Genomic DNA, 17,423 nt, shown 5'->3' with positions numbered 1-17,423 from the left:
CGCTCGGCCTTGCCGTGCTTGCCTGGGCTGCCCTGCTGGGCGGTCTGCTGCTGTTTCTCTCAGCCGTAGGCTCGCCCGGTGATGGCAGCCACGCGCTGCAATCGGTGCACACGGCCCTGATGGCTGCCATGGGGGTACTGGTGGTGGCGGGGCTGGGCAGTGGCGTGGCCTCGGTATTGGCCTGGCGCTCGCGGCGCGGGCGAGTGATGGCCGCCGTGGCCGCCCTGCTGCTGGCCCTGCTGGGGCTGGTGATCGCCGTGCCGATGCTGCTGCAGGGCCATGATCCGGTCGTGGCCAGCTACACCATTTGGCAAGTGACGGGCAGCCGGGGATAATCACGCGGCATCCGTTTTGTCGCCCCCTCTCCATACAGGTAACCGGCCCGACCATGAGTACGATCCGCAGCATCCACGCCCGTGAAATCCTCGACAGCCGTGGCAACCCCACGCTGGAAGCCGAAGTCATCCTGGAGGACGGTTCGTTCGGTCGCGCCGCGGTTCCCTCCGGCGCCTCGACCGGCACCAAGGAAGCGGTGGAGCTGCGTGACGGCGACAAGACCCGTTACCTGGGCAAGGGCGTGCGCAAGGCCGTCGAGAACGTCAACGGCGCCATTGCCAACGCGCTGAAGGGCGTTGAAGCCACCGACCAGGCCGGCCTGGACCGTCGCCTGATCGATCTGGACGGCACCGAGAACAAGGGTCGCCTGGGCGCCAACGCGCTGCTGGGTGTTTCCATGGCCGCCGCGCACGCTGCCGCCGCCTCCAGCAAGCAGGCGCTGTGGCAGTACCTGGCCGCCAAGACCGGCGCGACCCCGTCGCTGCCGGTGCCGATGATGAACATCATCAACGGCGGCGCCCATGCCGACAACAACGTCGACTTCCAGGAATTCATGGTGCTGCCGGTCGGCTTCACCTCGTTCTCCGAAGCGCTGCGCGCCGGCACCGAGATCTTCCATTCGCTGAAGTCGGTGCTGAAGGGCCACGGCCTGAGCACCGCCGTCGGTGACGAAGGCGGCTTCGCTCCGGACTTCCGCAGCAACGTCGAAGCGCTGGACACCATCCTGGAAGCCATCGGCAAGGCCGGCTACACCGCCGGTGAAGACGTGCTGCTGGGCCTGGACGTGGCCTCCAGCGAATTCTTCGAGAACGGCAAGTACAACCTGGTGGGCGAGAACAAGCGCCTGACCTCCGAACAGTTCGTCGATTTCCTGGCTGACTGGGCTGCCCAGTACCCGATCATCACGATTGAAGACGGCCTGGCCGAGAACGACTGGGCCGGCTGGAAGCTGCTGACCGACCGCATCGGCAAGAAGGTGCAGCTGGTCGGCGACGACCTGTTCGTGACCAACCCGAAGATCTTCCAGGAAGGCATCGACTCGGGCACCGCCAACGCGATCCTGATCAAGGTCAACCAGATCGGCACCCTCAGCGAAACCCTGGAAGCGATCGCCATGGCCGACCGCGCCGGCTACGCCGCCGTGGTCTCGCACCGTTCGGGCGAAACCGAAGACACCACCATCGCCGACATCTCGGTGGCCACCACCGCCACCCAGATCAAGACCGGCTCGCTGTGCCGCAGCGACCGCGTGGCCAAGTACAACCAGCTGCTGCGCATCGAGGAAGCCCTCGGCGCCAGCGCGCGTTACGCCGGTCGTGACGCGTTCGTGTCGCTGAAGCGCTGAGCCCATGCGCGATTGGCGCTGGCTGCTGTTGCTGCTGGCCCTGCTGCTGGCATGGCTGCAGTACCGTTTCTGGTTCGGCCCGGGCAATTCGGGTGAAGTGATGACGCTCGAAGCCCAGGTCGCCAACCAGGAGCGCGACAATGAAGGTCTGCAGCAGCGCAACGATGCGCTGGCTGCTGAAGTGAAGGACCTCAAGGAAGGCCAGGCCGCCATCGAAGAACGTGCGCGCAGCGAGCTGGGCATGATCAAGCCCGGCGAGAAGTTCTACCGCGTGGTGGAGGATGCGCCGGTCCGTCCGGCGCAGGCCGCCCCGGCGGCCGCGCAGGTCGGCGATCACCCGGCGGACGTGCCATGAGCGCGGCCATCTGGGTGGTCGTTCCGGCCGCCGGTCGTGGCACCCGTTTCGGCGCACCGCTGCCCAAGCAGTACCTGCAGGCGGGCGGGCAGATGCTGCTCGCCCACACCCTGGATGCGCTGCTGGCGCACCCGGCGGTGGCTGGCACGATGGTGGTCATCGGCCAGGACGACGCCGACTGGCCGGGCTGGACCGAATGGGCCGGCAAGCCGGTGCTGACCTGCGTGGGCGGGGCCACCCGTGCCGCTTCGGTGCTGGCCGGGCTGCAGGCGCTGCCCGACAGTGTGCGCGCCGACGAGTTCGTGCTGGTGCACGATGCTGCCCGGCCCAACCTGTCGTCGGCCGATCTGGGCCGCCTGCTGGAAGTGGGGCGGGCCGATCCGGTCGGTGCGATTCTCGCCGCCCCCGTGCGCGATACCCTCAAGCGCGCTGGTGATGACGGTGGCATCGATGGCACCGAGCCGCGCGAGCGTCTCTGGCGCGCGTTGACGCCGCAGCTGTTCCGTCGCCACCAGCTCGCCCGCGCGCTGGCCGAAGCCGCGGCCGCCGGGGTTGAAGTCACCGACGAAGCCATGGCCATGGAGCGCCAGGGCCAGCGCCCGCTGCTGGTGGAAGGCAGCGAGGACAATTTCAAGGTCACCACCCCGGCCGACCTGGACCGTTTCGAATTCGTACTTTCCCGCCGCGCCGGCTGACCGCCCGCGCGGCCCAGCTGCAAGGGTTGCATCCATGAGCACTGCTCCGTTCCCGCCCGTCCGCATCGGCCAGGGCTACGACGTCCATGCCTTCGGTGAAGGCGACCACATCATGCTGGGAGGCATCCGCGTGGCGCACAGCTGCGGCGTGCTGGCCCACAGCGATGGCGACGTCATCCTGCACGCGCTGTGCGACGCCATGCTCGGCGGCATCGCGCTGGGCGATATCGGCCAGCACTTCCCGCCCAGCGACGACCGCTGGAAGGGCGCGGACAGCAGCGATTTCGTCCGCCATTGCGACAGCCTGCTGCGCGAGCGCGGCTGGCGCGTCGGCAACACCGACATCACCGTCATCTGCGAGCGGCCCAAGGTGGGCCCGCATGCGCTGGCCATGCGCGAACGCATCGGCGGGCTGCTGCAGCTGCCGCTGGATGCGGTCAGCGTCAAGGCCACCACCTCGGAAAAGCTTGGCTTCACCGGCCGTGGCGAAGGCATCGCCGCGCAGGCGGTGGTACTGCTGGTGGCGGCATGATTCCGTTACCACTGGCCTTTGGCGCGCCGCTGCTGAGCGCGCGCATCCGCAGCACACCGGAAGATTTCCAGGTGGATGAGCTGCCCGCCTTCGAGGCCACCGGCGAAGGTGAGCACCTGCTGCTGCACATCCGCAAGCGCGGTGCCAACACGGTGCACGTGGCCAAGGTGCTGGCGAAGTGGGCCGGCCTGCCGGAAATGGGTGTCAGCTACGCCGGCATGAAGGATCGAAACGCGGTCACCACCCAGCGTTTCAGCGTGCATCTGCCCAAGCGTGTGGCCCCGGATCTTGCGCTGCTGGCCAGCGATGAACTGGAAGTGATCGACGCGACCTGGCACAACCGCAAGCTGCAGCGCGGTGCACTGGCCGGCAACCGTTTCAAGCTGGTGCTGCGTGATGTGCAGGGCGATGCGGCGGCGATCAATGCACGCCTGCAGCAGATCGCCGGGCGCGGCCTGCCGAACTGGTTCGGCGAACAGCGCTTTGGCCGCGACGGCGGCAACGTGCCGGCGGCGCTGGCGATGTTTGCCGGGCGCCGCATGCGCCAGGACCAGCGCTCGCTGCTGCTGTCGGCCGCGCGCTCGGCGCTGTTCAATCGCGTGCTGGCCGCGCGGGTGGAGCAGGGCAGCTGGGACCAGCCGCTGGATGGCGAGGTGTGGATGCTGGACGGCAGCCGCAGCGTGTTCGGCCCTGAGCCGTACACCGACGTGCTGGCCGAACGCCTGGCGCGCTTCGATATCCACCCCAGCGCACCGCTGTGGGGCGAAGGCGAACTGCGCAGCGCCGATGCCGCCCGCGCACTGGAACTGGCCGCACTGGACGATGAGCAATCGCAGGCACTGCGCGCAGGCCTGGAAGGCGCGCGCCTGAAGCAGGAGCGCCGTGCCCTGCGCCTGCGCCCCGCGCTGCTGCAGCACCAGTGGCTGGCCGCTGACGTGCTGGAACTGTCGTTCGCGCTGCCGCCGGGCTGCTACGCCACCGCCGTGCTGCACGAACTCGGCCCGGTCGAAGACGCCTCGCAGGCCTGACAGGCGGGCGGGGTTGGGGTATCCACGCATGGCGTGGATCTACTGCGGCATCGCATGGATCCACGCGGTGGGTGGACAGAAACCGCCGCGCCGGGTCGTAGATCCACGCCACGCGTGGATGAGGGCCGGGCGGCTAGTAGATCCACGCCATGCGTGGATGAGGACCGCCGCATCGTTCGTAGATCCACGCCATGCGTGGATGAGGGCCGCCGCGTGATTCGTAGATCCACGCCATGCGTGGATGAGGGCGCCGCATGGTTCGTAGATCCACGCCACGCGTGGATGAGGGCGCCGCATGGTCCGTAGATCCACGCCACGCGTGGATGAGGGCCCGGGTGGCTAGTAGATCCACGCCATGCGTGGATGAGGGGATCAGCGCCGCGCCAGCAACACAAGCACTGCGCCGGTGCCGCCCTGGCCGGTCGGTGCCGAATGGAAGGCCAGCACGTCATTGCGCAGCCGCAGCAGGCGGTCGACCAGATTCTTCAGCACCGGCGCGCCACCATCGGACTGCAGGCCCTTGCCGTGGATGATGCGCACGCAGCCGTACTCGTGCGCGTGCGCTTCCAGCAGGAACTGACGCAGCATCGCCTCAGCCTGGGCCGCAGTCGCGCCATGCAGGTCCAGTTCGTCCTGCACCGAATACTGGCCGCGCTTCAACCGCTGGAACATGCGCGGCGGCAGGTTGTCGCGGCGGTAGCTGGCGGTGTCGCCGGCTTCCAGCGGGCTGCTGTCGCGCAGCAGGCGGGCGAACTCACCCGCGGCCTCGGCTTCGTCGCGTTCGGCCATGCGCGCGCGCGGCTTCGGTCGCGGCGCGGCGGGTGCCGGCTCGACTTCCTTGCGCAGCGGCTTCACTTCGCCGATGGCCGCGCGGAACAAAGCGGCCGGATCTTCATCTTCAGGGTGCGACATGCGCACAGGGTAAACCGCCTTCGCGGGTCTGCCTATGTCGTTTCGATGACGCCCATCACCACTGGCAGGGTAGGACCGGCGGCCGGCTTGCGGCACAATAGCCGGCGCACTTGCGAGATCGCCGGTTCCCGACAGGGCCGCCGCCGGTCCCGCCCACGTGACAAGGTGACGGAATCGAATTCTTGGAAAATCAAGCGGTTAAATCGAAGATGCGTATCCTGGTCAGTAACGACGACGGCGTCGACGCCGCAGGCATCCGGATGCTTGCCTCGGTGCTGCGCGAGGCCGGCCACGAAGTGACGGTGGTCGCACCCGACCGCGATCGTTCCGGCGCCAGCAATTCGCTGACCCTGGATCTGCCGATCCGGCTCAAACGCATCGACCATTACACCGTCTCGGTGGCCGGCACGCCCACCGACTGCGTGCACCTGGCACTGACCGGCCTGCTCGAGTTCGAGCCCGACATTGTCGTGTCCGGCATCAACAACGCCGCCAATCTCGGCGACGACGTGATCTATTCGGGCACGGTCTCGGCGGCGATGGAAGGTCGCTTCCTGGGCCTGCCGGCCGTGGCCGTGTCCCTGGTCACCCGCAACCACGACCCGAAGCATTTCGAAACCGCTGCACGCGCCGCCGTGGAAATCGTCGCCCGCCTCAAGGCCGATCCGCTGCCCGCCGACACCATCCTCAACGTCAATGTGCCCGACCTGCCCTGGGGCGAGGTCAAGGGCTTCGAAGTGACCCGCCTGGGCAACCGCCACCGCGCCGAAGGCTGCATTGCGCAGAAGGACCCGCGCGGCAACGAGGTGTACTGGATCGGCCCGGCCGGCCGCGAGCAGGATTCCGGCCCCGGCACCGATTTCCACGCCGTGCGCACCGGGCATATCTCGATCACCCCCATCCAGGTCGACCTGACCCGCTACCAGGCGCTGGAGAAGGTGGCCAGCTGGGTTGGTGGCCTCAGTGCCGCGCTGGACCAGCCGGCATGAGCCCGCGCCTGCGCCTGCAACCGGAAGCGGTCGGTATCGGCATGACGTCGCAGCGTGTGCGCGACCGCCTGGTCGACCGCCTGCGCGAAGCCGGCATTGTCGACGAGTCCACGCTGAATGCGATCCGGGTGGTGCCGCGTCATCTGTTCATCGACGAGGCCCTGGCCTCGCGCGCTTACGAAGACACCGCGCTGCCGATCGGCCACGGCCAGACCATCTCCCAGCCCTGGGTAGTGGCGCGGATGACCGAGGCGGTGCTGCAGGGTGCGCCGAAGAAGGTGCTGGAAGTCGGCACCGGCTCGGGCTACCAGGCCGCCGTGCTCGGCGCGCTGGGCCTGGAGGTGTATACCGTCGAGCGTATCGGCGACCTGCTGCGCCAGGCCCGCAAGCGCTTCCGGGCGCTGGGCATGAACATCCGCACCAAGCATGACGACGGGCGCGTTGGCTGGGCCGAACATGGTCCGTTCGATGCCATCGTGGTGACCGCTGCGGCACCGGCCCTGGTCGATGCCCTGGTCGAGCAGCTGGCCGTTGGCGGCCGCCTGGTGGCCCCGGTAGGCGGCCCCGGCGCGCAGTCGCTGGTGCAGCTGGACCGCAAGGCTGACGGCAGCATCGAACAACGCGTGCTGGCACCGGTCACCTTCGTGCCGCTGCTGTCTGGCATGCTCGATTGAATCCACGGAGCAGGGTTGCATGAAGATTTTCGGGCCGCTGTACGAGCGGGCGATGAAGTGGGCCGCGCACGAACGTGCGCCGACCTACCTGACGGTGTTGAGTTTCTTCGAAGCCATCATCTTCCCGGTGATGCCGGAAGTGATGCTGGCGCCGATGTGCGTGGCCCAGCCCAAGCGCGGCTGGTGGTTCGCCACTCTCAGCCTGGCCGGGTCGATGGTCGGCGCGCTGGTCGGCTACGCGCTGGGCCACTACGCCTTCGAAGCGGTCAAGCCCGTGTTCGAAATGATGGGCATGCTGCCGGCCATCGAAGAGGGCATCGCCACCGTGCAGGCCAAGATGGCCGAGTCGCCGTGGGCGGTGTTCACCTTCCTGGTGCTGGGCGGCTTCATGCCGATCCCGATGAAGGTCTTCACGTGGGCTTCGGGTATCGTCGGCGTGCCGATGCCGCAGTATCTGCTGAGCATGTTGATCGGCCGCGGCAAGCGCGTGTTCGTGCTGGCTGCGGTCATCCGCATCGGTGGGGCGCGTGCCGAAGCGGCACTGCGTCGCTGGATTGAACCGCTGGGCTGGATCGCCACCGCACTGGTGGTGGGGCTGGTTGCCTGGCTTGTATGGAGGTCGAAGTTCGCATGAGTGCAGATCGTCTGAGCAAGGGAGTGCGCATCGGCGCGCTGGCGTTGCTGGTATCCACCCTGGCCGCCTGTGGCACCGCCACCGTGGTCCGGCCCGGCGGCAGCAGCAGCGGCAGTGTCAGCACGCCGAAGGCCTCGGTGCCCAAGCCGGGGCAGACCGTGGTCGTGCGCAAGGGCGACACCATCTATGCGCTGGCCCGCATCCATGACATCACCCCGGCCGACCTGATCGCCTGGAACCGTCTGGACAACCCGTCGCAGATCTACCCGGGCCAGGTCATCCGCCTGTACCCGGCCGGTGCCACGGGCGGCCGTGCGCCGACCACCGTGGTGACCCCGCCGCGCAGCACCGCTGGCACCACCGCGCCGGCTCCGGCGCCGACCGCGACCCCGGCGGGTCCGGTGAAGAGCAACATCGCCTGGCGCTGGCCGGCCGATGGCGCGATCGTCGGCCGCTACGTGGCCGGAGACGCGACCAAGCAGGGCGTGGATATCGCCGGCACCAGCGGAGCCGCAGTGCGTGCCACCGCCAACGGCGTGGTGGTGTATTCCGGTGCCGGCCTGGTGGGCTATGGCGAGTTGATCATCATCAAGCACAGCGACCAGTGGCTGTCGGCCTATGGCCACAACCGCAAGCGCCTGGTCAATGAAGGGCAGAGCGTGAAGGCGGGCGACCAGATCGCCGAGATGGGCCGTACCGGCGCCAACCGCGACATGCTGCACTTCGAGATCCGTTACAACGGCAAGCCGGTCGACCCGCAGCAGTACCTGCCGGCCCGTTGATTGGGTAGCGCCGGGCCACGCCCGGCGGCCTTTTCGCCGCCATGCGGCGCCGCCCGAGCATCGGCTCGGGCGCTACAGACAGCCTGCAATCCATCACCTGTAGAGCCGAGCCCATGCTCGGCTGCCGTTCGCGCCCAGACAGAAACGCCCGAGCATCGGCTCGGGCGCTACAGACAGCCTGCAAACCATCACCTGTAGAGCCGAGCCCATGCTCGGCTGCCGTTCGCGGCCAGACAGAAACGCCCGAGCATCGGCTCGGGCGCTACAGACAGCCTGCAAACCATCACCTGTAGAGTCGAGCCCATGCTCGGCTGCCGTTCGCGGCCAGGCAGAAACGCCCGAGCATCGGCTCGGGCGCTACAGACAGCCTGCAATGCGGGGCAGCTCCTGCCTCAGCCTTCCAGAATGAAGGCGGCAGCGACCTTGCGGCCTTCGCCGGCAAGGATATTGAACGTGCGCGCGGCGGCCGGGTTGTTCATCACTTCCAGGCCGATGCCGCGCGACAGGCAGGCGGCCATCACCACCGCCGGCGGGAATACCTGGCGGTCGCCGGTACCCAGCACGATCAGTGCCGGGTTCAGCGCCAGGATCGGTTCCAGGTCAGCCAGCTGCAGCTCGGCTGCCAGGCGCACCGGCCACTGCTGGACCAGCTGGTCGGGGGTCAGGAAGAAGCTCTGGCCCATGACCTGGTCGTTCACCTTGGCCGAACGGCCATCGGCGGCGCGCAGGCTGTAGGCGTAATCGGGCGGTTCGTGGTTCAGCTGCATGGGGCAGGGCGATCAGCCGCGCGGCAGCACGATCTGACGCTGTTCCTTGCTCGGGCGATACAGCACGGCAACGTGGCCGATGCGCTGCACCAGGGCGGCCTCGGTGGCTTCGACGATCTCGGCGATCATCGCGTCACGGGCGTCGCGGTCCTCGGCGGCAACCTTCACCTTGACCAGTTCGTGGCGTTCCAGGACTTCGTTCAGCTCGGCGATGAAGGCCGGGGTGATGCCCTTGCCGCCGGTCTGCAGCAGGGCCTTGAGGTCGTGGGCTTGGCCGCGCAGGAAACGGGTCTGGGAGGCGGTCAGGGCGATGGACATGCAGGAAAAGGGGGTTGAATGGGACGATCAGGGTATCATGACGACCCCATCAGCCCCTATTTCCAATGGCCACCCGTAGCAAAAGCAGCCAGCGCTGGCTCAAGGAACACTTCTCCGACCCCTTCGTGAAGAAGGCCCAGGCCGAAGGCATGCGCTCGCGCGCGGCCTACAAGCTCGAGGAGCTGCTCGAACGTGACCGGTTGCTGAAGCCGCACATGGTGGTGGTCGACCTCGGCGCCGCGCCGGGTGGTTGGTCTCAGCAGGTCCGGAGACAGATTGGCGATACCGGCCGCGTGCTGGCCCTGGACATCCTGGACATGCCGCCGCTGGCCGGCGTGGAGTTCCTTCACGGTGACTTCAGGGAAGAAACCGTCCTATCGCAGTTTGAAGCCATGCTCGGGGATCAGCCGGTAGACCTTGTGCTGTCGGACATGGCCCCCAATAAGAGTGGTGTGGGCGCGGTCGACCAGCCGCGGATGATGCACCTGGCCGAGCTTGCGCTGGACTTCGCAGACAACCACCTCAAGACCGGTGGGGCGTTCCTGATCAAGTTGTTCCAGGGTGAGGGCTTTGACGACTATGTGCGCGAAATGCGCCGCCGGTATGACAAGGTCTCCATCCGCAAGCCGGAAGCCTCGCGCAAGCGCTCGCCCGAGGTGTATGCCTTGGGACAGGGAAAACGCGCCCACATGAAGTAAGCTCGCCGAGTACGCTCGACCCCGAACGCAAGACCCGCACTAAGAGGAACGCTGGAGCCAATGAGGATGAACGACTTGACCAAGAACCTCCTGCTATGGGTGGTCGTCGCCGTCGTGCTGATGGTGGTCTTCCAGAGCTTCTCGCCCAAGTCCTCCGGGGCCGGGGCGCAGGGTGCGACGTATTCGCAGTTCCTGGACCAGGTGGACAGCGGCAACGTGCAGAAGGTCACCTTCGGTGGCGATTCGCGCGGCCTGACCAACCAGATCACCTACACCACCCGTGGCGGCCAGACGGCCACCATCGCCGCGCCCAATGATCGCGACCTGATCAACGTGCTGCGCACCAAGAACGTGGACATCGTGCAGGAAGAGCCGTCCAGCGGCATTTCCTTCGCGGCCATCCTGATGAACTTCCTGCCGGTCATCCTGATCATCGGCTTCTGGCTGTTCATCATGCGCCAGATGCAGGGCGGTGGCGGCGGTGCCAAGGGCGCGATGTCCTTCGGCAAGTCGCGCGCCAAGCTGCAGGGCGAGGACCAGATCAAGGTCACCTTCGCCGACGTCGCCGGCTGCGACGAGGCCAAGGAAGAAGTGGGCGAACTGGTCGACTTCCTGCGTGACCCGTCCAAGTTCACCAAGCTGGGCGGCAAGATCCCGCGCGGCGTGCTGATGGTGGGCCCGCCGGGCACCGGCAAGACGCTGCTGGCCAAGGCCATCGCCGGCGAAGCCAAGGTGCCGTTCTTCTCGATCTCCGGTTCGGACTTCGTGGAAATGTTCGTGGGCGTCGGCGCCAGCCGCGTGCGCGACATGTTCGAGCAGGCCAAGAAGCACGCGCCGTGCATCATCTTCATCGACGAAATCGACGCCGTCGGCCGCCACCGTGGCGCAGGCCTGGGCGGCGGTCATGACGAGCGCGAGCAGACCCTGAACCAGCTGCTGGTCGAAATGGACGGCTTCGAGGGTGGTGAGGGCGTGATCGTCATCGCCGCGACCAACCGTCCGGACGTGCTGGACCCGGCGCTGCTGCGCCCGGGCCGTTTCGACCGCCAGGTCGTGGTCGGCCTGCCGGACGTGAAGGGCCGCGAGCACATCCTGAAGGTGCACATGCGCAAGCTGCCGCTCGCCGACGACGTCGAGCCGATGGTGATCGCGCGTGGTACCCCGGGCTTCTCCGGTGCCGACCTGGCCAACCTCTGCAACGAGGCGGCCCTGTTCGCCGCGCGTGGCAACGAGAAGGAGGTCCGCATGGATCACTTCGACCGTGCCCGCGACAAGATCCTGATGGGTGCCGAGCGCCGCTCGATGGCCATGAGCGAAGACGAGAAGACCCTGACCGCCTACCACGAGGCCGGCCACGCCATCGTCGGTCGCCTGGTGCCCGAGCATGACCCGGTCTACAAGGTCACCATCATTCCCCGCGGTCGTGCGCTGGGTGTGACCATGTACCTGCCGGAAGGCGACAAGTACTCGATGAACCGCGTGGCGATCAAGTCGCAGCTGTGCTCGCTGTACGGCGGCCGCGTGGCTGAAGAGCTGATCTTCGGCGCCGACAAGGTCACCACCGGTGCCTCCAACGACATCGAGCGCGCCACCAAGATGGCCCGCAACATGGTCACCAAGTGGGGCCTGTCCGACCAGCTCGGCCCGATCGCCTATGGCGAAGAGGATGACGAGGTGTTCCTGGGCCGTTCGGTCACCCAGCACAAGAGCGTGTCCAACGACACCGCGCGCCGCATCGACGAGGAAGTGCGCAACATCCTCGACGAAGCCTACGCACGCACCACCGAGCTGATGAGGGCCAACATCGACAAGCTGCACGCGATGTCCCAGCTGCTGCTGCAGTACGAGACCATCGACGCGCCGCAGATCGACGCCATCATGGAAGGCCGCGATCCGCCGCCGCCGGCTGGCTGGAACAAGTCCAGCAAGGACGACGGTGGTGGCAACGACAAGGGCGGCGATGCCCGCCCGGTGCCGCCTATCGCCGGCCCGGCCGAGTCGCACTGACGGCCCGCCATTGCTGAACGCAGACGAGGCCGGGGCAACCCGGCCTTGTTGTTTCCGGGCCCTGCCCATCTGATGTCCGCCTTACGCTGGAGCCCGCATGTCCGTTCCCCCGCCGCAACCGATCTCCCACACCGTTGAAATGGTCATCGCGACCATCGTCGGCGTTGCCGTGGGCCTGAGCGTGGACAACCTGCTGCTGGGCTGCGGTGTCGGCATCGCCGTCGGCATCCTGCTGAGCATCATCAAGACGCTGTACGTGGACCGGAAGCGCCGCCGGCAGCGTTGAGGGTTTTCTCTTGGCAGGGCTGCGCCCTGCACCTGCAGACGCCAAAGCCAAAGCCAAAGCCAAAGCCAAAGCGGCTCTGGGTTGTCTGTTTGCTTGGCGGGGCGGTGTGGGTTGGCAGGACACGCCGTAAACCCGTCCCTGGGGGCTCGTAGGCGCCATCCATGGCGCCTGCGGTCCTGCCCACCCACACCGCCCCACCTCCGACAGTTTCCCGCGACTGTTGGTGGGGGCCTACCGTTGGTCGATACGGCTGTTGGTCGGCACAGTAGATCCACGCCATGCGTGGATGGGGCGGGCCTTGCGTCTTTCCGCTGCTGCGGGTCAGGATGCGCCACCACGGCCGCCATAGGGGGAGGCCGGGTTTACAGGGGATCACCATGAAACTGCTGCTTCCGCTTGCCCTGGCAGGGCTGGCGACGTTTGTTCTGCCCGCCGCCGCCGCTGAAATCCGTGTCGTCCAGCCGGTACCTTTCAATGAGTCGGCGATCATCAGCGAGGCCATCAAGCGCGAGTGCAGCATCGGCGCCACGCTGGCGCAGTCGCTGGCTGCCAATGCCAGCCGCCGCGGCAACACCATCGTGTCCGGGCCGGTGGGAGGCGACAGCGGCAGCGGCCGCTCGTTGCAGCTTGAGCTGGTCGAGGCGCAGAGCGCAGGCAATGCTTTCACCGGGCACTTCAAGTCGGCTGCGGTCCGTGGTGTGTTGTTCGAGGATGGCCATCAGGTCGCGACGGTCACCGCGCGCCGGATCTCCCGCGGTGGTGCGTTCGCTGGATTCAAGGGGTCCTGCACGGTGCTCGACCGCACCGTAAACGCGATCGGCGAAGACCTGGCGGGCTGGCTGGCTGCCCCGGTAGACAACGCGCGCCTGGGCGACCTCTGACCTGGATGGATCGCCGCTGCAGGGCGATGTGCCGGCAACGGGCCGGCACACACCCGCCGTGCAGTGCGTAGTCCTGCGGACTTAAACTAGCCGCTGTTGCCCGCAGGATTGCCCATGTTCGATATCTCTCCCCAGCTCGATTGCGCCGGCCGCATCCTGCGCCTGGACCGTGCCCGGGTCATGGGCATCGTCAACGTCACCCCGGATTCGTTCTCGGATGGTGGCGCGCACGACAGCACCGATGCCGCCGTCGCCCACGGCCTGAAGCTGGTGGAGGAGGGCGCCGATCTGCTCGACATCGGCGGCGAGTCGACCCGCCCGGGTGCCGCGCCGGTGTCGGTGGAAGAAGAGCTGCAGCGCGTGCTGCCGGTGATCGAACAGCTCGCTGCCCGAACCACCGTGCCGATCAGCATCGACACCTTCAAGCCGGAAGTGATGCGCGCGGCCGTGGCCGCCGGCGCCGGCATGATCAACGACATCTTCGGCCTGCGCCAGGAAGGCGCGCTGGATGCGGCCGCCGCCGCCAACGTGCCGGTGGTGCTGATGCACATGCAGGGCGAGCCCGGCCACATGCAGGCCGACCCGCATTACGACGACGTGGTGGCCGAGGTCCATGGCTTCCTCGTGCAACGCCTGTTCGCCTCTGAAATGGCCGGCATCGCCAAGAAGAAGCTGCTGATCGACCTGGGCTTTGGCTTCGGCAAGACCACGGCCCATAACATGACCCTGCTTGCCCGTTCCGAGCGCTTCGTCGAGCTGGGCGTGCCGATGCTGGCCGGCCTGTCGCGCAAGCGCAGCCTGGGCGAGCTGACCGGCCGTGACGTGCCGGCCGATCGGGTCGCCGCTTCCGTCGCCGCGCACCTGATTGCCGTACAGCGTGGCGCGCGCATCGTGCGCGTGCATGATGTCGCGGCCACTGTGGACGCCCTGAAGATCTGGGAGGCGGTGGACGCGGTGCCCGCACCCCGCGCCGATGCAGCCCCGTCGATCCGTTGGCCGGACGAAGACTGATGGCTGTCGACCAGCGCCCGCTGGCGATCGCGGTGATGGGCCCGACCGCCAGCGGCAAGACCGCCACGGCGATCGCCCTGGCCCGGCAGCTGGATGGGGAGATCGTCAGCGTCGATTCGGCCCTGGTCTATCGCGGCCTGGACATCGGCTCGGCCAAGCCGGATACCAGCGAGCGCGCGCAGGCGCCGCACCACCTGCTGGACCTGCGCGATCCCTGGCAGACCTATTCGGCAGCCGAATTCGCCGCCGACGCCGGTCGCGTGGTGGCCGACATCGTTGCCCGCGGCAAGACTCCGATCCTTGCCGGCGGCACCGGCCTGTATTTCCGTGCCCTGCTGCAGGGGCTGTCGCCGATGCCCGAGGCCGACCCGGCGATGCGCGAGCTGCTCAGCGCCGAGGCTGCCGAGCGTGGCTGGGCAGCCCTGCATGCCGAACTGGCGCAGGTGGACCCTGCGGCCGCCGCGCGCATCCACGCCACCGACCCGCAGCGGATCCAGCGGGCGCTGGAGGTCTACCGCCTCACTGGCACCCCGATCAGTGAATGGCAGCGCCGCCCCGGCGTGGCCCCGCTGCCGGTGCGGACCCTGAAGCTGATTCTGGCCCCGCGCGACCGCGCGGTGCTGCACCAGCGCATCGAGGCCCGCTTCGATGCCATGCTGGGGCAGGGGTTCCTGGACGAGGTTCGCAGGCTGCGGGCCCTGCCGCAGATGGCGGCCGTGGCCGCGCCACTGGACCTTCCGGCGGTCCGCGCGGTCGGCTACCGCCAGGCCTGGGAGTTCCTTGACGGGCAGGGCGACGCCGCGCGCTTCCGTGACAAGGCCATCTTCGCCACCCGCCAGCTGGCCAAGCGCCAGCTGACCTGGCTGCGTGGCGAGCTTGATGCGCGCTGGTTCGACCCCCATATGGAACAGGAGCGCCTGGCCGGCGCGGTGTCGACCTTCGTCGCACGCTGAACCGCCGCTGGCCGTGTACCATCATGGGCCGGTGGGCGGCTCGGGGGCCGCGGCAACCGCCGGCAACCCAATAAGAACAATAATCAGGAGTTAGCAATGTCCAAGGGGCAATCGCTGCAGGATCCTTTCTTGAATGCACTGCGGCGCGAACGCGTGCCGGTTTCGGTGTACCTGGTGAACGGCATCAAGCTGCAGGGCACGATCGAATCCTTCGATCAGTTCGTGGTGCTGCTGCGCAATACCGTCAGCCAGATGGTCTACAAGCACGCCATTTCCACGGTGGTGCCGGCGCGTAACGTGAAGGTCGGGCCGGGTGGTGGCTATGTGCAGTCGGGTGAAAATGGTCAGGAAGGTGATGAAGCAGACGAGTAATGCCGGAGCGGTGAATGTTTGACCGCTCGAAGAAGGGCGAACACGCCCTGCTGATCCAGCCGCATTTCGGCAAGCTGGAAGACGATGTGCTGGAAGAGTTCGGAGATCTGGCCCGCTCGGCTGGGGCCAGCATCGCCGCGACCATTACCGCACGCCTGGACCGTCCCAACCCGTCGACCCTGATCGGCAGCGGCAAGCTGGACGAGATCAAGGCCGCGGCCGATGCCAGTGGCGCCGACCTGATCCTGGTCAACCACGCGTTGAGCCCGGGCCAGGAACGCAACCTGGAACGCTTCCTGGAACGCCGGGTGATCGACCGTACCGGGCTGATCCTGGACATCTTCGCCCAGCGTGCGCACAGCCACGAAGGCAAGCTGCAGGTCGAGCTGGCGCAGCTGCGCCACCTGGCCACGCGGCTGGTGCGCGGCTGGACCCACCTGGAGCGCCAGCGCGGCGGTTCCATCGGCCTGCGTGGCCCGGGTGAAACCCAGCTGGAGACCGATCGCCGCCTGCTGCAGAAGCGTGTGGAGCAGCTGCAGAAGCGCCTGGAAAAGGTGGAAGTGCAGCGCACCCAGATGCGCCGCGCCCGCGTGCGCAGCGAACTGCCGCGCGTGGCCCTGGTGGGCTATACCAACGCCGGCAAGTCGACCCTGTTCAACGCGATGACCGGTGCCGAGGCGTACGCCGCCGACCAGCTGTTCGCCACCCTGGACCCGACCGTGCGCCGCATCGCCGTGCCCGGTGGCAACGTGGTGCTGGCCGACACGGTGGGCTTCGTCCGCGACCTGCCGCACGACCTGGTCGCCGCGTTCCGCTCGACCCTGTCCGAGGCGCGCGAAGCGGACTTCCTGCTGCACGTGGTCGACGCCGCCGACCCGCACCGCGAAGAGCGCATCGCCCAGGTGGACGAAGTGCTGACTGCCGTCGGCGCCGGCGACCTGCCACAGCTGCTGGTGTTCAACAAGATCGACCGCATCGACGGAGCCGACGTACGCCATGACGGCCAGGACGGCATTCCGGATGAGTCGCGCCGCGAACGCGTCTGGATTTCCGCCCGCGACGGGCAGGGCCTGGACCTGCTGCAGAGCGTGCTGGGCAAGCGCCTGGGCCTGCAGCACGTCACCGGCGAACTGCGCCTGCCCCCCAGCGCCGGCCGCCTGCGTGCGCGCCTGCATCAGCTGGAAGTGATCCGCAGCGAAGAAGCCGACGAAGAAGGCTGGCTGCTGCAGGTGGACCTGCCCATCGCAGAAGCCGAAAAGCTCGCCGCCAGCGCCGACGGCGCCCCCATCCGCGCCCTGCTGCCGGAAAAACTGCCGGAGTGGTAAGCCGGCGGAAGGGGTCGGAGCCGTTTTCCTGTGGAAAACGGATCCGACCCCATTCCGTCCAATCCACCATCAGAACCGGGCTCAGAGCCCTTTGCTGCGCAAAGGGATCTGACCCCGTGCAATTCCAACAGCCCGCAGCAAACTGTCGAAGGCGGGGTGGGTCCGATTGAGGGGGTGTGAGCGGCATGGGCCCGAGGCATGCCTCGGGCGGGTTGGGCAGGATGCCCAACCCCGGTCTTGCCGTGTGCGCAGGACAGCGCACACGAGCAAGCCGCGACCAAGCCCCCATGGGTGAGGGCGCTTTGCTTGCGAAGCACTGCTTCGCAAGCGCCCGAACGCACAGCCGCCAGCGGCTGGGCCGGACCCCGGAGGGGGGTTTACGGCGTCCCCCTCAACCGGACCCATCCCGCCAACCCACGGATAGCCAGCTTTTGACGCTGAAGTTGAAGTTGACGTTGCTTCGGCAGGTGCAGGGCTGCAAGCCCTGCTGGAACACTCCATATCGCACTCCCGGCCGATAACC

Annotated in this window: 21 protein-coding genes; 18 read left to right on the top strand and 3 right to left on the bottom strand. The window is 67.7% G+C overall.

The annotated features are described in order from the left end of the window. The first annotated feature begins 14 nt into the window (after positions 1 to 14). The 6 genes from ACM2ZB_RS06900 to truD are packed head-to-tail and all read left to right on the top strand — an operon-like array spanning position 15 to position 4,291. On the top strand, positions 15 to 335 hold the full coding sequence (locus ACM2ZB_RS06900; RefSeq protein WP_416057941.1) for a hypothetical protein: 321 nt from the start codon (positions 15 to 17) through the stop codon (positions 333 to 335). A gap of 53 nt (positions 336 to 388) precedes the next feature. Beyond that, positions 389 to 1,681 (top strand): phosphopyruvate hydratase, encoded by a 1,293-nt coding sequence (eno, locus tag ACM2ZB_RS06895; RefSeq protein WP_313441916.1) that lies wholly within the window; start codon positions 389 to 391, stop codon positions 1,679 to 1,681. 4 nt (positions 1,682 to 1,685) lie between these two features. Then, complete coding sequence (gene ftsB, locus ACM2ZB_RS06890; RefSeq protein WP_313441918.1) at positions 1,686 to 2,036, top strand: cell division protein FtsB; 351 nt, start codon at positions 1,686 to 1,688, stop codon at positions 2,034 to 2,036. Continuing rightward, positions 2,033 to 2,731, top strand: coding sequence for a 2-C-methyl-D-erythritol 4-phosphate cytidylyltransferase (gene ispD / locus ACM2ZB_RS06885; RefSeq protein WP_416057940.1), 699 nt, complete (start codon positions 2,033 to 2,035; stop codon positions 2,729 to 2,731). The genes ftsB and ispD overlap by 4 nt, the downstream gene beginning before the upstream one ends. Before the next feature lie 34 nt (positions 2,732 to 2,765). Continuing rightward, positions 2,766 to 3,263, top strand: a complete 498-nt coding sequence (gene ispF, locus ACM2ZB_RS06880) for a 2-C-methyl-D-erythritol 2,4-cyclodiphosphate synthase (RefSeq protein ID WP_416057939.1) — start codon at positions 2,766 to 2,768, stop codon at positions 3,261 to 3,263. Continuing rightward, positions 3,260 to 4,291, top strand: coding sequence for a tRNA pseudouridine(13) synthase TruD (gene truD, locus ACM2ZB_RS06875; protein ID WP_416057938.1), 1,032 nt, complete (start codon positions 3,260 to 3,262; stop codon positions 4,289 to 4,291). Before ispF ends, truD begins: the two co-directional genes overlap by 4 nt. Before the next feature lie 372 nt (positions 4,292 to 4,663). On the opposite strand, the gene ACM2ZB_RS06870 is transcribed toward truD, so the two are convergent. Next, the gene (locus ACM2ZB_RS06870; RefSeq protein ID WP_313441926.1) at positions 4,664 to 5,203 is read right to left on the bottom strand and encodes a Smr/MutS family protein; all 540 of its coding nucleotides are present in this window, start codon (positions 5,201 to 5,203) and stop codon (positions 4,664 to 4,666) included. Positions 5,204 to 5,412: 209 nt separating this feature from the next. On the opposite strand from ACM2ZB_RS06870, the gene surE reads away from it, so the two are divergent. From surE to ACM2ZB_RS06850, 4 genes are read left to right on the top strand one after another with little or no spacing between them, the layout of a single operon-like run. After that, positions 5,413 to 6,192: a 5'/3'-nucleotidase SurE gene (gene surE, locus ACM2ZB_RS06865; protein ID WP_032130121.1), complete on the top strand. Its 780-nt coding sequence runs from the start codon at positions 5,413 to 5,415 to the stop codon at positions 6,190 to 6,192. After that, positions 6,189 to 6,866: a protein-L-isoaspartate(D-aspartate) O-methyltransferase gene (locus tag ACM2ZB_RS06860; protein WP_313441928.1), complete on the top strand. Its 678-nt coding sequence runs from the start codon at positions 6,189 to 6,191 to the stop codon at positions 6,864 to 6,866. Before surE ends, ACM2ZB_RS06860 begins: the two co-directional genes overlap by 4 nt. A 19-nt stretch (positions 6,867 to 6,885) precedes the next feature. Then, positions 6,886 to 7,500 carry a YqaA family protein gene (locus ACM2ZB_RS06855; RefSeq protein WP_313441930.1) on the top strand — a complete coding sequence of 205 codons (615 nt, stop codon included), beginning with the start codon at positions 6,886 to 6,888 and terminating at the stop codon, positions 7,498 to 7,500. Beyond that, positions 7,497 to 8,282, top strand: a complete 786-nt coding sequence (locus ACM2ZB_RS06850) for a peptidoglycan DD-metalloendopeptidase family protein (RefSeq protein ID WP_313441932.1) — start codon at positions 7,497 to 7,499, stop codon at positions 8,280 to 8,282. Before ACM2ZB_RS06855 ends, ACM2ZB_RS06850 begins: the two co-directional genes overlap by 4 nt. 392 nt (positions 8,283 to 8,674) lie before the next feature. On the opposite strand, the gene ACM2ZB_RS06845 is transcribed toward ACM2ZB_RS06850, so the two are convergent. Together ACM2ZB_RS06845 and yhbY are read right to left on the bottom strand one after the other, a co-directional pair. Next, positions 8,675 to 9,049 (bottom strand): Mth938-like domain-containing protein, encoded by a 375-nt coding sequence (locus tag ACM2ZB_RS06845; RefSeq protein ID WP_313441934.1) that lies wholly within the window; start codon positions 9,047 to 9,049, stop codon positions 8,675 to 8,677. A gap of 12 nt (positions 9,050 to 9,061) precedes the next feature. Next, on the bottom strand, positions 9,062 to 9,367 hold the full coding sequence (yhbY, locus tag ACM2ZB_RS06840; protein WP_313441936.1) for a ribosome assembly RNA-binding protein YhbY: 306 nt from the start codon (positions 9,365 to 9,367) through the stop codon (positions 9,062 to 9,064). Between the two features lie 65 nt (positions 9,368 to 9,432). Between yhbY and rlmE the strand changes: the two genes are divergently transcribed. From rlmE to hflX, 8 genes are all read left to right on the top strand, one after another. Then, positions 9,433 to 10,065 carry a 23S rRNA (uridine(2552)-2'-O)-methyltransferase RlmE gene (rlmE, locus tag ACM2ZB_RS06835; protein ID WP_008265654.1) on the top strand — a complete coding sequence of 211 codons (633 nt, stop codon included), beginning with the start codon at positions 9,433 to 9,435 and terminating at the stop codon, positions 10,063 to 10,065. A gap of 66 nt (positions 10,066 to 10,131) precedes the next feature. Continuing rightward, on the top strand, positions 10,132 to 12,072 hold the full coding sequence (gene ftsH, locus ACM2ZB_RS06830) for an ATP-dependent zinc metalloprotease FtsH (protein WP_416057937.1): 1,941 nt from the start codon (positions 10,132 to 10,134) through the stop codon (positions 12,070 to 12,072). A 97-nt stretch (positions 12,073 to 12,169) separates the two neighbouring features. Further along, positions 12,170 to 12,358, top strand: a complete 189-nt coding sequence (locus tag ACM2ZB_RS06825) for a hypothetical protein (protein WP_108768472.1) — start codon at positions 12,170 to 12,172, stop codon at positions 12,356 to 12,358. Between the two features lie 377 nt (positions 12,359 to 12,735). Beyond that, positions 12,736 to 13,239 carry a hypothetical protein gene (locus ACM2ZB_RS06820; protein ID WP_416057936.1) on the top strand — a complete coding sequence of 168 codons (504 nt, stop codon included), beginning with the start codon at positions 12,736 to 12,738 and terminating at the stop codon, positions 13,237 to 13,239. Between the two features lie 114 nt (positions 13,240 to 13,353). Next, on the top strand, positions 13,354 to 14,250 hold the full coding sequence (gene folP / locus ACM2ZB_RS06815) for a dihydropteroate synthase (RefSeq protein WP_416057935.1): 897 nt from the start codon (positions 13,354 to 13,356) through the stop codon (positions 14,248 to 14,250). Next, the gene (miaA, locus tag ACM2ZB_RS06810) at positions 14,250 to 15,203 is read left to right on the top strand and encodes a tRNA (adenosine(37)-N6)-dimethylallyltransferase MiaA (protein ID WP_416057934.1); all 954 of its coding nucleotides are present in this window, start codon (positions 14,250 to 14,252) and stop codon (positions 15,201 to 15,203) included. The genes folP and miaA overlap by 1 nt, the downstream gene beginning before the upstream one ends. 96 nt (positions 15,204 to 15,299) lie before the next feature. After that, positions 15,300 to 15,575 carry an RNA chaperone Hfq gene (hfq, locus tag ACM2ZB_RS06805; protein ID WP_313441946.1) on the top strand — a complete coding sequence of 92 codons (276 nt, stop codon included), beginning with the start codon at positions 15,300 to 15,302 and terminating at the stop codon, positions 15,573 to 15,575. Positions 15,576 to 15,589: 14 nt separating this feature from the next. Beyond that, the gene (hflX, locus tag ACM2ZB_RS06800) at positions 15,590 to 16,900 is read left to right on the top strand and encodes a ribosome rescue GTPase HflX (RefSeq protein WP_313441948.1); all 1,311 of its coding nucleotides are present in this window, start codon (positions 15,590 to 15,592) and stop codon (positions 16,898 to 16,900) included. Positions 16,901 to 17,423: the final 523 nt, after the last annotated feature.

It is taken from the genome of Stenotrophomonas maltophilia, from assembly GCF_047782825.1.
Taxonomy (GTDB): Bacteria; Pseudomonadota; Gammaproteobacteria; order Xanthomonadales; family Xanthomonadaceae; genus Stenotrophomonas.
Note: the sequence above shows the minus strand (reverse complement) of the source record. Positions and strands in the feature narration are given on the sequence as shown.

Bases quoted from the DNA above. Each gene is read 5' to 3' on its own strand.
- miaA (WP_416057934.1), top strand. From the start codon at position 14,250: ATGGCTGTCGACCAGCGCCCGCTGGCGATCGCGGTGATGGGCCCGACC.
- ACM2ZB_RS06870 (WP_313441926.1), bottom strand. From the start codon at position 5,203: ATGTCGCACCCTGAAGATGAAGATCCGGCCGCTTTGTTCCGCGCGGCC.
- ftsB (WP_313441918.1), top strand. From the start codon at position 1,686: ATGCGCGATTGGCGCTGGCTGCTGTTGCTGCTGGCCCTGCTGCTGGCA.
- ACM2ZB_RS06820 (WP_416057936.1), top strand. From the start codon at position 12,736: ATGAAACTGCTGCTTCCGCTTGCCCTGGCAGGGCTGGCGACGTTTGTT.
- ACM2ZB_RS06850 (WP_313441932.1), top strand. From the start codon at position 7,497: ATGAGTGCAGATCGTCTGAGCAAGGGAGTGCGCATCGGCGCGCTGGCG.
- ftsH (WP_416057937.1), top strand. From the start codon at position 10,132: ATGAACGACTTGACCAAGAACCTCCTGCTATGGGTGGTCGTCGCCGTC.
- folP (WP_416057935.1), top strand. From the start codon at position 13,354: ATGTTCGATATCTCTCCCCAGCTCGATTGCGCCGGCCGCATCCTGCGC.
- eno (WP_313441916.1), top strand. From the start codon at position 389: ATGAGTACGATCCGCAGCATCCACGCCCGTGAAATCCTCGACAGCCGT.
- ACM2ZB_RS06860 (WP_313441928.1), top strand. From the start codon at position 6,189: ATGAGCCCGCGCCTGCGCCTGCAACCGGAAGCGGTCGGTATCGGCATG.
- ACM2ZB_RS06825 (WP_108768472.1), top strand. From the start codon at position 12,170: ATGTCCGTTCCCCCGCCGCAACCGATCTCCCACACCGTTGAAATGGTC.
- ispD (WP_416057940.1), top strand. From the start codon at position 2,033: ATGAGCGCGGCCATCTGGGTGGTCGTTCCGGCCGCCGGTCGTGGCACC.
- hfq (WP_313441946.1), top strand. From the start codon at position 15,300: ATGTCCAAGGGGCAATCGCTGCAGGATCCTTTCTTGAATGCACTGCGG.
- ACM2ZB_RS06845 (WP_313441934.1), bottom strand. From the start codon at position 9,049: ATGCAGCTGAACCACGAACCGCCCGATTACGCCTACAGCCTGCGCGCC.
- yhbY (WP_313441936.1), bottom strand. From the start codon at position 9,367: ATGTCCATCGCCCTGACCGCCTCCCAGACCCGTTTCCTGCGCGGCCAA.
- ispF (WP_416057939.1), top strand. From the start codon at position 2,766: ATGAGCACTGCTCCGTTCCCGCCCGTCCGCATCGGCCAGGGCTACGAC.
- ACM2ZB_RS06855 (WP_313441930.1), top strand. From the start codon at position 6,886: ATGAAGATTTTCGGGCCGCTGTACGAGCGGGCGATGAAGTGGGCCGCG.
- rlmE (WP_008265654.1), top strand. From the start codon at position 9,433: ATGGCCACCCGTAGCAAAAGCAGCCAGCGCTGGCTCAAGGAACACTTC.
- surE (WP_032130121.1), top strand. From the start codon at position 5,413: ATGCGTATCCTGGTCAGTAACGACGACGGCGTCGACGCCGCAGGCATC.
- truD (WP_416057938.1), top strand. From the start codon at position 3,260: ATGATTCCGTTACCACTGGCCTTTGGCGCGCCGCTGCTGAGCGCGCGC.
- hflX (WP_313441948.1), top strand. From the start codon at position 15,590: ATGTTTGACCGCTCGAAGAAGGGCGAACACGCCCTGCTGATCCAGCCG.